15 protein-coding genes are annotated in these 13,733 nt (G+C 66.4%); 7 read left to right on the forward strand and 8 right to left on the reverse strand.

Features of this window, described 5'->3' with window-relative positions; all coding sequences use genetic code 11:
• Positions 1-130 precede the first annotated feature (130 nt).
• The gene (locus tag EKG83_RS14220; protein ID WP_153278902.1) at positions 131-1,666 is read left to right on the forward strand and encodes a sugar transferase; all 1,536 of its coding nucleotides are present in this window, start codon (positions 131-133) and stop codon (positions 1,664-1,666) included.
• A 292-nt stretch (positions 1,667-1,958) separates the two neighbouring features.
• Here EKG83_RS14220 and EKG83_RS14225 read toward each other — a convergent pair whose 3' ends face one another.
• The 7 genes from EKG83_RS14225 to EKG83_RS14250 form a co-directional block, all read right to left on the reverse strand.
• Positions 1,959-2,162 (reverse strand): hypothetical protein, encoded by a 204-nt coding sequence (locus EKG83_RS14225; protein WP_033435894.1) that lies wholly within the window; start codon positions 2,160-2,162, stop codon positions 1,959-1,961.
• A gap of 696 nt (positions 2,163-2,858) precedes the next feature.
• A complete protein-coding gene (locus EKG83_RS14230) occupies positions 2,859-3,131 on the reverse strand; it encodes a helix-turn-helix domain-containing protein (protein ID WP_033435893.1) in 273 nt (90 codons plus the stop codon).
• A gap of 73 nt (positions 3,132-3,204) precedes the next feature.
• A complete protein-coding gene (locus EKG83_RS14235; RefSeq protein ID WP_153278081.1) occupies positions 3,205-3,480 on the reverse strand; it encodes a zinc finger protein in 276 nt (91 codons plus the stop codon).
• Positions 3,480-4,355 (reverse strand): helix-turn-helix domain-containing protein, encoded by an 876-nt coding sequence (locus tag EKG83_RS14240; RefSeq protein WP_033435437.1) that lies wholly within the window; start codon positions 4,353-4,355, stop codon positions 3,480-3,482. The genes EKG83_RS14235 and EKG83_RS14240 overlap by 1 nt, the downstream gene beginning before the upstream one ends.
• 46 nt (positions 4,356-4,401) lie before the next feature.
• On the reverse strand, positions 4,402-5,187 hold the full coding sequence (locus EKG83_RS14245) for a tetratricopeptide repeat protein (protein ID WP_153278082.1): 786 nt from the start codon (positions 5,185-5,187) through the stop codon (positions 4,402-4,404).
• Entirely contained in the window at positions 5,184-5,315 is a 132-nt protein-coding gene (locus EKG83_RS49010; protein WP_265590333.1) for a hypothetical protein, read from the reverse strand. Before EKG83_RS49010 ends, EKG83_RS14245 begins: the two co-directional genes overlap by 4 nt.
• 582 nt (positions 5,316-5,897) lie before the next feature.
• The gene (locus EKG83_RS14250; RefSeq protein ID WP_051766964.1) at positions 5,898-6,377 is read right to left on the reverse strand and encodes a hypothetical protein; all 480 of its coding nucleotides are present in this window, start codon (positions 6,375-6,377) and stop codon (positions 5,898-5,900) included.
• Positions 6,378-7,561: 1,184 nt separating this feature from the next.
• On the opposite strand from EKG83_RS14250, the gene EKG83_RS14255 reads away from it, so the two are divergent.
• The 6 genes from EKG83_RS14255 (at position 7,562) to EKG83_RS14280 (ending at position 12,782) form a co-directional block, all read left to right on the forward strand.
• Positions 7,562-8,773, forward strand: coding sequence for a helix-turn-helix domain-containing protein (locus EKG83_RS14255; protein ID WP_051766965.1), 1,212 nt, complete (start codon positions 7,562-7,564; stop codon positions 8,771-8,773).
• On the forward strand, positions 8,770-9,252 hold the full coding sequence (locus EKG83_RS14260; protein WP_033435462.1) for an NUDIX domain-containing protein: 483 nt from the start codon (positions 8,770-8,772) through the stop codon (positions 9,250-9,252). The genes EKG83_RS14255 and EKG83_RS14260 overlap by 4 nt, the downstream gene beginning before the upstream one ends.
• Before the next feature lie 242 nt (positions 9,253-9,494).
• Positions 9,495-10,526: a GAF domain-containing protein gene (locus tag EKG83_RS14265; RefSeq protein WP_033435440.1), complete on the forward strand. Its 1,032-nt coding sequence runs from the start codon at positions 9,495-9,497 to the stop codon at positions 10,524-10,526.
• A gap of 74 nt (positions 10,527-10,600) precedes the next feature.
• Positions 10,601-11,452: an SDR family NAD(P)-dependent oxidoreductase gene (locus tag EKG83_RS14270; RefSeq protein ID WP_033435463.1), complete on the forward strand. Its 852-nt coding sequence runs from the start codon at positions 10,601-10,603 to the stop codon at positions 11,450-11,452.
• A gap of 205 nt (positions 11,453-11,657) precedes the next feature.
• The gene (locus tag EKG83_RS14275) at positions 11,658-12,329 is read left to right on the forward strand and encodes a GGDEF domain-containing protein (protein WP_051766967.1); all 672 of its coding nucleotides are present in this window, start codon (positions 11,658-11,660) and stop codon (positions 12,327-12,329) included.
• Positions 12,330-12,377: 48 nt separating this feature from the next.
• Entirely contained in the window at positions 12,378-12,782 is a 405-nt protein-coding gene (locus tag EKG83_RS14280) for a winged helix-turn-helix transcriptional regulator (protein ID WP_084717143.1), read from the forward strand.
• Here the strand turns inward: EKG83_RS14280 and EKG83_RS14285 are convergent.
• Positions 12,779-13,414, reverse strand: coding sequence for a prepilin peptidase (locus EKG83_RS14285; RefSeq protein ID WP_033435441.1), 636 nt, complete (start codon positions 13,412-13,414; stop codon positions 12,779-12,781). The genes EKG83_RS14280 and EKG83_RS14285 overlap by 4 nt on opposite strands.
• Positions 13,415-13,733 lie beyond the last annotated feature (319 nt).

Here is a 13,733-nt window from a genome sequence, read left to right on the forward strand (position 1 = left end):
CGGCGGGTCAAGCGGTCTGGTCGGCCGGTTGAGGATGCGGGCAGCGGTCATGTCGTCGCCGATACCGGCCGGAACCTCGGACAGCGTCGAGCCGTCGGCTTCTGCGCGGCACGCGCGGGCCCGCGGGCGCATGACGGTCCATGAGGCCGGTGGTGAGCATGCGGGGAAAGCCGGCCGCGTGGCTACCGCACACCCAGAGGTACGCACCACCTCCGCACCGCGCCGTCCACCAGTGCCGCCCACGCGGTCGGTCACACGGCCTACCGTTAGTGGCTGGGAACCCGCCTACCGCTACGGCGTGATCGCTGCCGATGTGCTGTGCACTGTCCTGGTCGTGGTGCTGGCGGGTGCCGTGCTACAAGCCCGACACATCTCCTTCGAAGCGCTGCCTCTGCTTGCCCTGGAGGCGGTGACCGCGTCGGTGATCCTCGGTTCGCTGCGGCTCAACCGTGCATGGGACAGCAGGGTTTTGGGCCAGGGCGCGGAAGAGTTCCGCCGCCTGGGCCGCAGTCTGTTCGGCTCCGTCGTGGCATTGGGGTTGGGTGCACTCGCGGCAGGGCTGCCCGATGCCCGCGCGTGGGCCTTCCTGGTCGGACCGGCGGTCGCGCTGCTGGCGTTCCCGGTCCGCTACGCCCTGCGTCGCCCGCTTCACCGGGCCCGCAGCGAGGGGCGCTGCCTGTTCTCGGTGCTGGCCGCAGGCAACCTCGGCACCGTGTCCGACCTGATTCGCCGTACCGGAAGAGCTCCGCACCTGGGGTGGCGCGTGGACGCGGTCTGCACTGTCGACGGCCGCGCTGGTACGAACGCGACATTGCACGGTGTTCCGGTCGTGGGTCGGTTCGACGAGGTGGCCGAGCAGGTGCGCCGCGGCGGCTACCGGATCGTCGCGGTCACCCCCGACGCCTACTGGACGCCCCGCCGCCTCCAGCAGCTGGCCTGGGACCTGGAGGGCACCGGCACCGAGATGGTCGTCGCGCCCGCGCTGATGGACTTCGCGGGTCCGCGCCTGCACGTCACCGGCGTGCTCGGGATGCCGCTGCTATGGGTGTCGGAGCCGTCGTTCACCGGCTTCCGCCGCGTGGTCAAGGCGACTGTGGACAAGGTCGGTGCGGCTTTGTTGTTGATCACATTATCTCCGGTGCTATTGGCTATAACCGTGGCCGTTGTGGCCGATACCCGCGGATCGGTGCTCTACCGACAGCGAAGGATTGGCAAGAACGGTGTGCCGTTCACCATGCTGAAGTTCCGCACCATGGTCACCAACGCCGACGCACTGGGTCTCAAACTGAAGCAGGTCAATGAGGGCCCGGGTGTGCTGTTCAAGATGAGGCGGGACCCGCGGGTCACCGCGGTCGGCCGGGCGCTGCGCCGCTACTCCCTGGACGAGCTGCCGCAGCTGTTCAACGTGCTCGGCGGCGCCATGTCGCTGGTGGGCCCGCGCCCGCCGCTGCCCGAGGAGAGCGCTGGTTATAACCCGGTCATGCACCGCCTGCTGGCAGTCAAGCCGGGCCTGACCGGTATGTGGCACGTCTCCGGCCGCGATGACCTGTCGTGGGAGGAGGCCATGCAACTTGACCTGCGCTACGTCGAGGACTGGTCACCAGCCCTCGACGCGTTCATTCTTTGGAAAACCCTGGTCGCTGTGATGCGGGGTAGCGGCAGCTGAACATCGACAAGTTCGATGCGCCATCTACCACGACTGCAACCTGTTCGTCGGGATGACGTTCACCGGGGTTACCTGGTTCTAGGAGGCGACATTCGCTGCGGTCCCACTTGGAGCACTCCGGGTGGGCGAGGCCACGCCGGTGGAGTGAACGTCTTGATCCAATAGCCGCATCGGGCGAGCGCCATACGTTTCTCGCCTTGGACCGGCGGGGTCGCCGCCGGTGCCCGGTTCGAGTTGACACTGGCTCGAACGGGTCGTCGGTGTTAGGTGTGCTCAGTGCGAGGGGGAGGTGTCATCGCCGCTCCGTGGCTTGTTGGGCGGGGCCTTCCGGGTCGGTGAGCCAGGACACGATGACGCGGGTGTGGTGGCGGTCCATGACGAAGTCAGAGGGCAGTGCCCGGTCCGGAGTGTCAGTGGAGAAGAAGCCGATGTGGAAGGCGTACTTCGGCATGCGCTGAATTGCTCGACTCGGCTTCTCGCGCACCGTGTCACCCATACGAGTGGTCCCTTCCTTGTGAAAAGGAAGGTTCAGGCGGGGTTTCGCCCTTTGAATACCTCCTGAGCGCCTCGATCGCGCTCTAGCTGAGACCCTGGTGTTACCGGTCTTAATCATCGCCGCCAACCAAGTTCGTGAAGTTCGAGCAAAGCAGGCGAGTCACTGGCCTTTGCCTGCCAGAGCCGGTCGGCGTGCACAGCCTGTCACGCCGCCTGCGAGTCGCTGCAGCTACAACTGATACCGCGCTGTAAGCGATCCTCGCGATGGACCGACGGTCTACTGTCGCGATGGGAATCACCGGTCTGGGGAGATGTCTTCCGGGTCGGGTGTCGGCATGATCTGCACGCCGTCTCACACCTCGTGATGATGTGGCGAACAGGAAGGGCTGTGATGATCGTGCAGGGGTTGTGCCCGGAACGAGTTCCGATACCGAAGGAGTCGTCCCCGTCCCGGGTGCGTCGGGTGGTGGCCGATGTCGACGAGGCGTCGAGGTACGACTTGGCGCGGGCGTCGGTGTTCCTCGCCGCCTGCGTTGAGCGCCTGGGGCCGGATGGGATGTGGTCGTCGGTGTCGCCGCTGGTCGACGCTGCGGGACGCCGGTTCACTGCCCGTCTGCTCGACGCTTCGAACGGATCCCGGCACGACGGGCCGCCTCGGTCGATGAACGCCGGTCCTCCGGATGCCGTCGTGCGCCGACTACCGGTTCGTTCGGGCCTGGCCGGTGAGGTCGGGGGCCTTCCCGGTGGGTTGCGTGACGACCTCGAACAGGTCGTCGAAGGAGAGCGGGGCCAAGGCGACCAGTGCGCCGGCGATGAAGGCGGTGCCGGGTTGCAGTGAGCCGGTGACGACTCTGGCTACGGTGGAGCGGTTGAGGCCCATTGCCCGGGCCAGGGCGTAGTGGGACGTAAAGCCTGCCACTTCGGTGATCTTGACGAAGGTGGTGGTCTTGAGTTTGACGGTGTGGGCCATGGTGTTCCCGTTTCTCGGGCGGCGGTGTCCGGGCTTGTTCCGTTCGGGAGTGGGCACCCGTGTCGATGTCTTCTCAGGCGTGTGCTGGTTTTCCGGTGTTGCCGCGCGTGGCCGGGTGTGGTGTGGTCGTGCGTTGGCGTGGGAACAGCGGGATGCCTTCGTGCTGTCGCCACGCGGTGTCGCAGGTGGTGCAGGTGGGCCAGCACCACTGCGTTTTGGTGGGGTGTGCGGCGGGGATGGTCAGTTCCTCGCCGCACAGGGTGGCGGTGTCCTCGAAGGCGACCGTGCCCTCTTTCACGGCGTGGCGTTGGCCGTCGTGGGGCAGCCAGCGGAACGGGCGTAGCGGCATCAGTGGCTCCCCCGGTCGTAGTGGTCGGCCCAGCGGGCCAACCGCTCGTGGGACTCATCCGGGCCGAGCGCCAAGACGCCCAATCGCCACATCTTGAGGTGGTAGTCGGCCACGACCTGGGGGTCGTCGTGGAAGACGGTGGCGGTGTCGGTCTCGGCGCAGGCGATCGGGCGGATCGGGTCGGGGAAGGTCATCAGGGTCGCCGGGTGCCGCAGCCGGGCGCGCGTTCCCGCGGTCATGGGGACCAGGCGCACGGTGACGCCGGGCCAGCCGCACATCAGCGTCAGGTGCAATGCCTGGTCGCGCATGACCACCGGGTCGTCCAGGCCCATGTGCAGCGCGACCTCGTGCACGTAGAGCAGCACGCGGGGGCCGGTGGGCGCGTGCAGCACCCGCTGCCGCTTCATCCGGGCACCGACCTGGTCCTGGTCGCCGGTCAGGGCGCGGGCGTAGTCCTCGGTCTGACCCAACGCCGGGACGGCGAAGGGCTCGTAGGCGGTGACCGTGGCCGCGTTGGCCTCGTGGAGGGTCAGCACCGTCAGGGCATCCGGGCAGGGGGTGTGCAGCCGCAGGAAGTTGTGGATGTCGATCCGATGGTCGACCAGGGCCAGCACGCGGTCCCGGACGGCCTTGTCCACGCCGTAGCGGCCGATCAGGATCCCGATCTCCCACAGACTGGTGCCCCGGCTGCCCAGTTCCAACTTGCTCAGCTTCCCCGCCGACCAACCCAGGTCTTTGGCCACCCTGGGTAGGGCCAGTCCGATGTGGCGGCGGATCCGGCGCAGTTCCTCGCCCAGCTCCCTGCTGCGGGCGGTGGTCAACCGCTCCCAGGTGTTCCCGGTGGTCTTCTCGGCGGCGTTGTCGGTGGTGTCCATCTGCGTTCCTGATGTGCTCGGATGCCGCAGGTGCGGCGACGGGTGGTCAGACGGTTCCGGCGGGGACCAGGTCGGGTGACGGCCACGCGGGTAACCCGAACTCGGCCAAGACCAGGCCGTCGACCACCGGCAGCTCGCCCACTACGGGGGTGACATCGGACAGCACGCGCACGGCCGCGGCGACTTCCGGCGCGTTCACCAGCGATGTCGCCAGGGCGCGGTTGAAGCTCTTGTCCGCTCGGGCGTGTTGCCCGAGGCTGCGGTGGGCCAGGCCAGCCAGCACCAGACACACCGCGTGCCGGCGTGGGTCTGTGGTTGCTTTGTCCAGCTGCCTGTAGCAGGCGTCGGCACGCGACAGGTGGTCCAGCGCGGCGTCGGGACGGCCCGCTTCGAGCATCACCGCGCCCAACTCGCGCAGCGTCCACGCCGAATGCGCATCCACCGACCGCCCGTGCCGGATCAGCAACTCCAGCAGTTCGTCCAGGCAGTCGGCTACCTCGTGCAGACAGCCCACCGCGCGATCGATGCGTGCCAGCGAGTCCAGCGCGTCCCGATATCCCCGAAACGTCTCCTCCCGCAGGGGCGTCTCGCTGTCCGCCCGTGCCCGCCACACCGCCAACTCGTGCACGCCCATCCGGTAGGCAAGTCCGTAACGGCCCTGCCGGGCGTAGGACACCCCGGCCTGTCGCAACATCGCGGCGACGTCACCGTCCTGTGGCAGGAACCGCCGCCGTCCGACCGCCAGCTCCGCAGCCTGCTCTGCGCTGCGGGCTTCGACCTGTTCGCGCATCGACCGTCTTCCGGCCCGGTGATGCCCGGTGTCCACCGTCATGAGTGGTCACCGTCCTGGCCGGCGAGCCTGTCGAGGACGAAGCCGAGTGCGTCCTCCAGCGCTTGGTCGTGCCCGTCGGCGGGCAGCAGGCGGTGCGGCAGCCCCAGGTCGCACAGCACCTGCCCCACAGCGGTCGGCCAAACGCCGAAACGCCACACCCGCATCACGCGGCTTGTCTTCTCCCAGCAGGATCTCGGAGGCCGGCGTGGTGCGCAGCAGCGAGCCGCAGTAGACGCTGTGATCGCGCACCAGCCGCTCCAGGCGGGCCAGCACGGCCGGACCGGCATTCTCGCCCCGGTCGGCCAGGGCGGTGCGGTAGTAGCCCAGCGCGTCGGGCACGGCACCGCGATGGTCTCCACCATCGTGGCGTGGTCGAGGTGCTCATCGGTCCACAGCCGCTGCCCAGTCTTCAGCGCGTCGAACTCCACCACGGTCACCTCGCGCATTTGCACCGGTCCAAGCTCACTGTTCGCTCTGACAGGCAGTCGGAATCGAGTACGCGGTCTGCGGTGGCCGGTCGGGGTTGACCACCGCAGAACCAAAGCCAGTGAACGGCATCGCCTACTGCGGTCACCAGAGCGGCCGTGTGGCGGTGGCAGGGCGTTTTTGAGGCGACGCCATGCTTGAGCAGGGCATTTTCTGCCGCCGGAGGCGATGACGACCGCGTGGTCGGGGTGGCGGTGCTCGGGGTGCTCGATCGTCATGACCGGTCACCACGTCCGCGTGAAGGTGCGCCGGACCGCGCCGACCACAGTTCCCCAGTCGGGGAGTTCCACGGCGGGCTCGGGGCGTTGCAACCAGCGCAGGCCGCCGTCGATTGCGTCGAAGGCGGGTAGCGCGATCGTGCTGCCCGCCTTGTACCACCCGACTTGGGCGGCCACGAGGTCGTCGACGGTTGCCCGACGCATCGGTGTCCGCGGCAGGGTCAGGAAGACCCAGTCGACCGCCTTCTCACCGGGCATGATGATGATCGGCACGCGCATCATCGCCCGAACGAGCTCGTGGTTGACCTCGCCGCCGAACCCGGCGCGCATCACCAGTGCGTCGATCCGCTCGCCCAGGTGCAGCCGGACCTCACCGGCATCGGGGTCGATCACCGTCGGCCAGCTCAGCAGTTCGGTGTAGTAGCGCGACAGCGCACTCGGTGTGGTGTCACGCTGCCGGGCGTCGGTCGCTGTTGCCGTGGTCATGGGACTGCGCCTCCGTGCAGAGGGTTGGTGCGGCGGAGCCGAGGCGCCTCAAGGGACAACCCCGGCCCCACCGTGATCGAGGACGCGGCACTCATCGCCGCGCGGAACGCGCCGGTTAGCGGTCGGCGCGAGTTCGTGAATTAGAGGACCTCGGGCATCGCCGTGATGACAGGAGCCAAGGAGGTCACGCGGCTCCACCTTGCAGAGCGGGGATCGCGGCGGAACCAGGTATCGGGGTCGTGGTTCCGCCGCGACATGGCGATGAGGCAGGGCGCGCTGCGACGGCTGGGGGATCACCGTCGTCGGACTGCCTCATCGTGCTCACCGTGCCGGTTCCCCTGGAGGGGCCAGATCCGCCTGGCGCGGGCATGGCGGCCACCTCGGTGGCGGTGGCGAAGACGGAGCGGAACTGCTCGGCCTCAGCGGCGTCGAGCGCGGCTGCCTCACCTGCGGGCGCCACCACTACGACCTCCGAGCCGCGCACGAAGACCGTCAGGCTCCGAAGGCGGCCGGCGACATCGCGGCACGTCACCGCCCACGGTCCGCGGTCGTTCATCGTGCGCCACCGCCTCGTGCGGTGGTCCGACTCCGTACCCACACCGGCTGCACAGGGAAACGCGGCACAGCGAGCTTGGTTCGTGGGTGTCGCGGAACCAGGGGTTCCGCGAATCGCTGGAAGAGTGTCATCATCTACTCCGGTGCTCAGCGAGTCCCGATTTACTGTTGTTCCGAACTTCTGCTACTCCCATAGCGTCGAGCATTCAGTTTTTCGCCGGTCTAACCGGCGGGGCGGGCGTCGGCGCTGATGAAATCGCTGCGAACCCGCCGACGCAGCTAAACGTCCACCGCGCGGCACGAACCAGAGCGGGAACGCAGCGACGATGGGGCGTCCACAGGGCGACAGGCGCCGTGACCTGCGAATTTCGCGATCGGTCCAACTTGCACCGAATGGGTGAAGCCGCGTAATACTCCGAGTGTTGACCGCAAAAATGCAAGACACGTCAGGGGTGCTCGTGATAGCCGCCTCCGATGTCGAACCGCGCGACCAGGAGGTCCTGCGGGTACGGCCGCTCTAATCGGTGAAGATCGGCTGAGGTTTCGGCGTCCAGTCGGCGTGTGTCAGGCTTGACCTGCGCAAACGACAACGGGACGATGCTGGGACCACCGGGGGCGAAGGGAGCGGTATGGCCGTGCGACGGGAGGGCTTCGCGAAACGTCGCGAAGCGCTCGGGTACACGCAGGAGACGCTCGCCCAGCGGATGGGGATCGACCGATCCACGGTCGCCCGCTGGGAACGTGGCGTTCAAAAACCCCTGCCGTGGATGCGCTCCAGCCTGGCCAAGGCCTTGCAGGTGACGCCCGATGGCCTCGTCGCGTTGCTGGACGAAACCGCTCCGCAGCGCGCGTCCGCACCAACGGTCGTGCCCGGAAAAACGGCAGCGCTGAGCGATCTCGACGGCCCGCAAGTCGTCAACAGCATCTTCGCTACAGCTCAGGAATGGCAGATCGCGGACCGCAAGGTTGGTGGTGGCGCGCTGTACCCGTCGGTCGTTCATTACCTGACCTGCGAGGTGGCACCACAGCTGGTGTCGCCGACCTTCGGCGTCCCCGTGCCCCGCTTGTTCGCCGCCGCCGCGTCGATCACCGAGATCGCCGGATGGATGGCACATGACAGCGGAGAAGATCGAAACGCACGAAGGTACTTCGATCGTGCCTTCCGCCTGGCGGTAGCCGGCGACGATCGGGCGCTGGCCGCGAACGCCTGTGCCTCGATGGCGCATCTGGCCATCGAGCTGCGGCAACCACACGACGCCTTGCGCATCACCACCGAAGGACTCGGTCACGCCACAGCGACCCACGGCACCTTGCGGCTCATCGCCCGACTCCACACCATGCGCGCCCGCGGTCTCGCCCTCATCGGTGACCGCACCGGGTGCTGCAACGCGCTGGAGGACGCCGAACGCGTGCTGGCCCAGGCGGACGGAGAACAACCCGCACAGTGGATCGCGGGGTTCGACGAGGCGTCGCTGGCGAGCGAGGCCGCGCTGTGCTTCCTGCAACTGACGGAACTCGGCGAAGCCGAGCGCCGGGCTCGGGAGGTCATCCGCCTGCGGTCGGGAGATCGGGTTCGGAGCCGAACCTTCGCCCAGCTCACACTGGCCAGCATCCTGGTGCACGCGGGCCGGGTCGACGAGGCGGCGGCGATCGGCCACGAAGCCTGCGACACGACCGCCTCGTTGAGCTCGGCCAGGGTGGTCCACCAACTTCGCGCCCTCGGCGGCATGATGAGCCTGGCGCCCAAGTCGAAGCAGGTCTCCTCGTTCTTCACCGCACTGGCGAGCCTCTCGGTCGCCTCCGGGGAGCACAACGACGCGGTGGCATCGTGGCCGGTATGACCGACGACGAGGCGCGCTTCGCCTACCTCGCAGAGGGCAACGCCAAGCAGGCCCGCAAGCGCGTGGCCGTCGACCTGTTAATCCGGGACGAAGCCGGGCGCATCCTGCTGGTGAACCCCACCTACAAGGACAACTGGGACCTACCCGGCGGCATGGTGGAGAGCAACGAACCGCCGCGTGCCGCAGGTGTCCGAGAGTTGGCCGAAGAACTCGGCCTCACCGTGACCGCCGGCCGTGTCCTGGTCCTGGACTGGGTGGGACCTCACGGGCCGTGGGACGACCAACTCGTGTTCATCTTCGACGGCGGGACGTTGTCACCTGCTCGGGTGAAGAGCATCGAGGTCCGCGATCCGGAGATCAGCGAGTTCAGGTTCGTCGAACTCGGCGAGGCGAAGAACCTACTGCGGCCCGACATGGCACAGCGCCTGGTCCGCGCCTGCAACGCCCTCACAACCGGCATCACGGACTATTCGGAGTGACTCGACATGCCTCGGTCCCCTTGGTGCACTCGTAGTCCCACCACGATCTCGTAGGTGAGGCGGCCACCCTGGCCCGCGACCACGGGCATCAGGACCAAGCCGGTGAATGCGCCTTCTGCGATGACGCGTCTGTCGCGAAGGGACGATTGGCGTCGTGCTCGTGCCCTCGTCGGTGGTCCAGCGCGGATGCGGCCACAGCGGTAGTCTCCCGCAACAGAGCCTACTTCGACCGGGACGGAAAGATGGCAGCCGACTGGTTGTTGATTGAGACGTTCGGGGGACACCGTCGCGAACCGACGGTGATCGCCGTGGGGCGTAGCCCGAGAAGCATGGTGCCGCTGCGAAAAATCCTCGACCGCAGTCCGTTCCTCAAGGACTACCTGACGCTTATTGCCCGAGTGGTCGAAACCGGAACATCTACGGAGACAGTGACGAATGTCGGGCAACGCCGCTTGATCGGACGCCCCCTGAAGACCTATGGTGGTCATATTCACGGGGTTTACGCGTGGATGGGCCGTGTGCACGAGGAGCCGCCTCCGCAAGATCCGGCGGGTGCATGGCACGTCAATATCACCAGACATGTCAGCAGTAGGTCTGACGACCTCCTCCGCTTGTACGGAACAAAAGCGGAGAACTGGAGGAACGAACACGACCTGGCGGAGCTGTTCGCTTACGGCCGCCTGCAGACCAACTCTGACGAATCGAAGGCCCTCGCCCTGATCGTCAATGCGACTCCCGGGACAGAGCACCAGGCCACATGGACCGTTAAGCGGGACGACGGCGTACGGCGAGCAGTGAATTTCGCCTGCCGATGCGTCGAGGCACCGAACGACCAGGGGCACATCGAGCTGGTAGTGCGGGGCATTACGCACGACATAGGTCCGGCCGAGAGCGTGATGGCGGCACCGCCGGCGGCACCAGTGCTCCTGGCTCAGCAGGTCGTGGCCGCCGAGGCGGTGCCCGGCCGGTGGCGTGCGATCGTGGACCTGCGGACCATGCGGCTACTGCGCTGGCTCGACGATCCGCCTCCGAGGGTCGCTTGGAAGCTCGACACGCCTCACAAACCGGCGATCCACCGACGTGACCTTCGCACTGCTGTTCAGATGTCCGACACCCTGGCTACAAGTGGTCACGTACGCGCCTTGCTGCGGCTTCGCACCGAGGACGGCGAATGGGTTCAGATGATGGTCACGGCGGCCCTCATGCTGCTCGACCAGCACACCACAGCCGCTCTGGTGACTCTCACCATGCCGGATGACGATCGGGTTGTGTGAGTCTGCGGGTAGAGCCGGAGAAGTAGGGCGACCTCTTCATCAAGGCAGCGTTTCGCTGAAAGGTGTGGGTGGGGATGGGTTACTTCGACGGCAAAGTCGCTGTGGTTACCGGCGCGGGCGCGGGGATCGGCCGAGCGCTGGCCATTGAGCTGTCACGACGCGGTGCGCGGGTGGCCGTGTCGGACCGAGATGGCGTTGCCGTACTGGACACCGCCCGTCGATGCGAATCGGTCGACGGACACGTGCGGGCCGAGACGGTGGATGTGACCGATTCGGGCAGAGTGCTGCGCTATGCCGACGCGGTCAAGGATGAGTTCGGCAGGGTTGACATGGTGTTCACGGTCGCCGGGATCATCCATCGCGGATCTCTGCTCGACTCGGAGATGTCGGACATCGCACGGATCATGGCGGTCAACTGGGGCGGCACGGTGCACACGACGAAGGCGTTCCTTCCTCACGTCATCGCCTCGCCCAGTGGTCACATCGTCACTTTCTCCAGTGCATTCGGCCTCATGGCAACTCCCAGATACAGCGCGTACAACTCGTCGAAGTTCGCCGTGCGCGGCTTCAGCGAGTCCTTGCGCCAGGAGATGATCCGTGCAGGGCATGGAGTTTCGGTTACGTGCGTTTACCCCGGTGGAGTCCGCACTTCGATCGTGCGCAACGGGCTCTTCGCGGCCACTGAGAACCGGGAAGCGGCTACCAGGAACTTCGAGTCGAGAGTCGCGCGGACCGAGCCGGAGCGGGCAGCGGCGATCATCCTGCGTGGGGTTGAACGCCGCCGTGCTCGTGTACTGGTCGGCACGGATGCCCGCGTGGTGTCGACGGTCGTGCATGCCTTGGGCGGCAGCTACCAGAACGTGATGCCGGTGACCGACTGGCTGCTAGGGCTGCCCCAAAGGATGAAGCGGCGTCGCGCCGAGTAACTCCCGGCGATCATTACTTTCCGTAAGCGCTTGACCTGGTCTACGCGTCTGCTTACCCTGTGTCAACCTGCGTGTGCAGGTTGGGTTGGCTCTGGTGCTATCGGGTCGATCCCTGAATTGCAGTGATCGGGTTGCCTGCGGGTGACCCTTGATGCGATCGGGGATCGGCGTGTCTCGACGAGCGGTAGCTGCCAATGATCATCGTGTGAGAACTCGCGACGCGACGCTGCGCGGACTGTTGTCCCGCCTGCGGCATCAGCTCGCGTTGACGGTCGGCTGGTACGGCGAGGCCGTTCCGCCCCCTGTGCGGTGCCAGGCATGCGGCGCCTCGGTGAACGGTCGATGGGTGTTCGATGATCACACCGGGCTGTTGACCTGGCGCAGTTGGCAGGATGCCGCCGCCGACGCGCTCGCGCGGATGGGTAGCCGTGGGCGAGGCGCGCTGTTGTTCATCGATCTCGACCGGTTCAAGGCGATCAACGACCGGTACGGGCACCTGGCCGGCGACGTGGTGCTCAGAGCGGTAGCCGATCTGCTGGGTTCGGTGACGCGCCGCGGTGATCTGGTCGGCAGGTACGGCGGCGATGAGTTCGTAGTCCTGCTCACCTCGTGCGGCGCTGCGGACGCTCGTGGGATCGTGCGGCGCATCGCCCGGGAGATCCAGGAACTGGTCGTGCCGGTAACCGCTGTCGATGGCACAGCGGTTCGGGTGACGCGGTTGTCGGCGTCGATCGGCCTGGCGTTCGCCGATGCGACGACGGCCATCGAAGGGCTTGTCCAAGCCGCTGACGCCGCAATGCTGCTATCCAAACGGACCGGCCGTCGATCGGGATGCTCGTGTTGTGCATCGCGCCAGGTTGCGGCTGGCGAAGGTTGATGTCGTGATGTCGACTATTGGGATGAACCTTTGCATGCGGGGGCTCTCATGATCAGCGAAACGACTTCTTTTGTCGCTCTGGATGGATTGTTTCGACTGCTTGGCAGAAAGTGGGACATGGCGATCCTTGCGGCTCTGACGGCAAGGTCGTTGCACTGGACCGAACTCCGTGCAGAGGTTCACCGCTACCACAAGAAGACCTGCGGAGGGGGTGACTCGACACTGCATGACAGCATCCTGTCGCGCGCACTGCGACGCATGCAACGAGACGGGCTGATCCTCCGGGTCGAGGAGGCGGCGGTTTTCCCGCGATCGGTAACCTACGCCCTCACCCCGGCCGCAGAATGTTTGATCGAAAAACTGGCCCCAGTGGCGGAATGGGCGATGATCCACATCGGGTCGAGCGAGCGAAGGGCTGTAACCGTCACTTCTACCCCTGACGGGACGACTTAGGTCGGAACGCTCACGGCCACAAGTGAGCCCAGCAGAAGAAAGGTTCCCAGTGGTATATCCGAATCACATGTCCAACGGCCTGTTGTCCGCAACAGAAGGAAGGCGAAGGTTGCAGTGAGCCAGCCCAGCAGGGTGCCCATGATCAGCGGGGTCCAACCGAGCCAGCCAAGTGCAAGTCCAAGCAGGCCGCCGAGTTTGACGTCACCCGCCCCAAGCCCTCCACTCGTCAGTAGCGCGAGACCGAGGTAGAGCAGGGAGAGAGTCGCCATGCCCGCCAATGCGCGAAACAAGCTCGACATCTCGGTACTGATCAGGGTCGAGCCGAGCAGCAGAGAGGTGAAGCCAATGGCGCTCGGCAACAGGAAGCGGTGTGGCAAGCGCCGTTGCATGACGTCGATGACGCCAAGCGCGGCCCCGCCGGAAGCGAGCACGCTGTAGGGAACCAGTTCAGGTGATGCGCCGAACCGCCATGCCAGCAGGGCGAAGGCAAGGGCGGTCAGCGCAGGAATGGACCACCTCACGGAAGAGCTTCTTGCAGGAGGTGTAGTGAGTAGCCGCAAGGTTGGTGCGACAAGGAGCAGGCCGACCATGAGTCCGACGCAGGCCCAGAGCGGCATGAAGACGTGAATCATCTTCGACCACCTTGCTTGAGTCCTTGCCTTAGGAGCGGTTCGCCCGGACCTGTTCCGCTCCGGCAAGCCTAGCTGCACCCGTCGGACATCCTGCAACTTTAACCCGGGCGAGTGAACCTTGTCCCTGAGTTCGCTTCCTGACTTCAAAGTCAGTGCATTGCACACGTTGAAGCTAGTAGGGGTTCATGGTGTAGATCTGATGACACAAGGGTTAGATGATCCACACGCGAAGCGGGGTGCGATGTGCAGCCGAATAAAATCACCATTGCCGCAGGCCGTCGAGTCCGGCGAACGCTGACCGCAGGAGCCGCCGTACTCG

Origin of the sequence: Saccharothrix syringae (assembly GCF_009498035.1) — a bacterium.
Lineage (GTDB): Bacteria > Actinomycetota > Actinomycetes > Mycobacteriales > Pseudonocardiaceae > Actinosynnema > Actinosynnema syringae.

Excerpts from the sequence above, each read along its gene's own strand:
- EKG83_RS14230 (WP_033435893.1), bottom strand. The coding sequence starts at position 3,131 with ATGGCCCACACCGTCAAACTCAAGACCACCACCTTCGTCAAGATCACC.
- EKG83_RS14265 (WP_033435440.1), top strand. The coding sequence starts at position 9,495 with ATGGCAGCCGACTGGTTGTTGATTGAGACGTTCGGGGGACACCGTCGC.
- EKG83_RS14255 (WP_051766965.1), top strand. The coding sequence starts at position 7,562 with ATGGCCGTGCGACGGGAGGGCTTCGCGAAACGTCGCGAAGCGCTCGGG.
- EKG83_RS14225 (WP_033435894.1), bottom strand. The coding sequence starts at position 2,162 with ATGGGTGACACGGTGCGCGAGAAGCCGAGTCGAGCAATTCAGCGCATG.
- EKG83_RS14220 (WP_153278902.1), top strand. The coding sequence starts at position 131 with ATGACGGTCCATGAGGCCGGTGGTGAGCATGCGGGGAAAGCCGGCCGC.
- EKG83_RS14260 (WP_033435462.1), top strand. The coding sequence starts at position 8,770 with ATGACCGACGACGAGGCGCGCTTCGCCTACCTCGCAGAGGGCAACGCC.
- EKG83_RS14235 (WP_153278081.1), bottom strand. The coding sequence starts at position 3,480 with ATGCCGCTACGCCCGTTCCGCTGGCTGCCCCACGACGGCCAACGCCAC.
- EKG83_RS14245 (WP_153278082.1), bottom strand. The coding sequence starts at position 5,187 with ATGACGGTGGACACCGGGCATCACCGGGCCGGAAGACGGTCGATGCGC.
- EKG83_RS14250 (WP_051766964.1), bottom strand. The coding sequence starts at position 6,377 with ATGACCACGGCAACAGCGACCGACGCCCGGCAGCGTGACACCACACCG.
- EKG83_RS14270 (WP_033435463.1), top strand. The coding sequence starts at position 10,601 with ATGGGTTACTTCGACGGCAAAGTCGCTGTGGTTACCGGCGCGGGCGCG.
- EKG83_RS14280 (WP_084717143.1), top strand. The coding sequence starts at position 12,378 with ATGATCAGCGAAACGACTTCTTTTGTCGCTCTGGATGGATTGTTTCGA.
- EKG83_RS14240 (WP_033435437.1), bottom strand. The coding sequence starts at position 4,355 with ATGGACACCACCGACAACGCCGCCGAGAAGACCACCGGGAACACCTGG.
- EKG83_RS14285 (WP_033435441.1), bottom strand. The coding sequence starts at position 13,414 with ATGATTCACGTCTTCATGCCGCTCTGGGCCTGCGTCGGACTCATGGTC.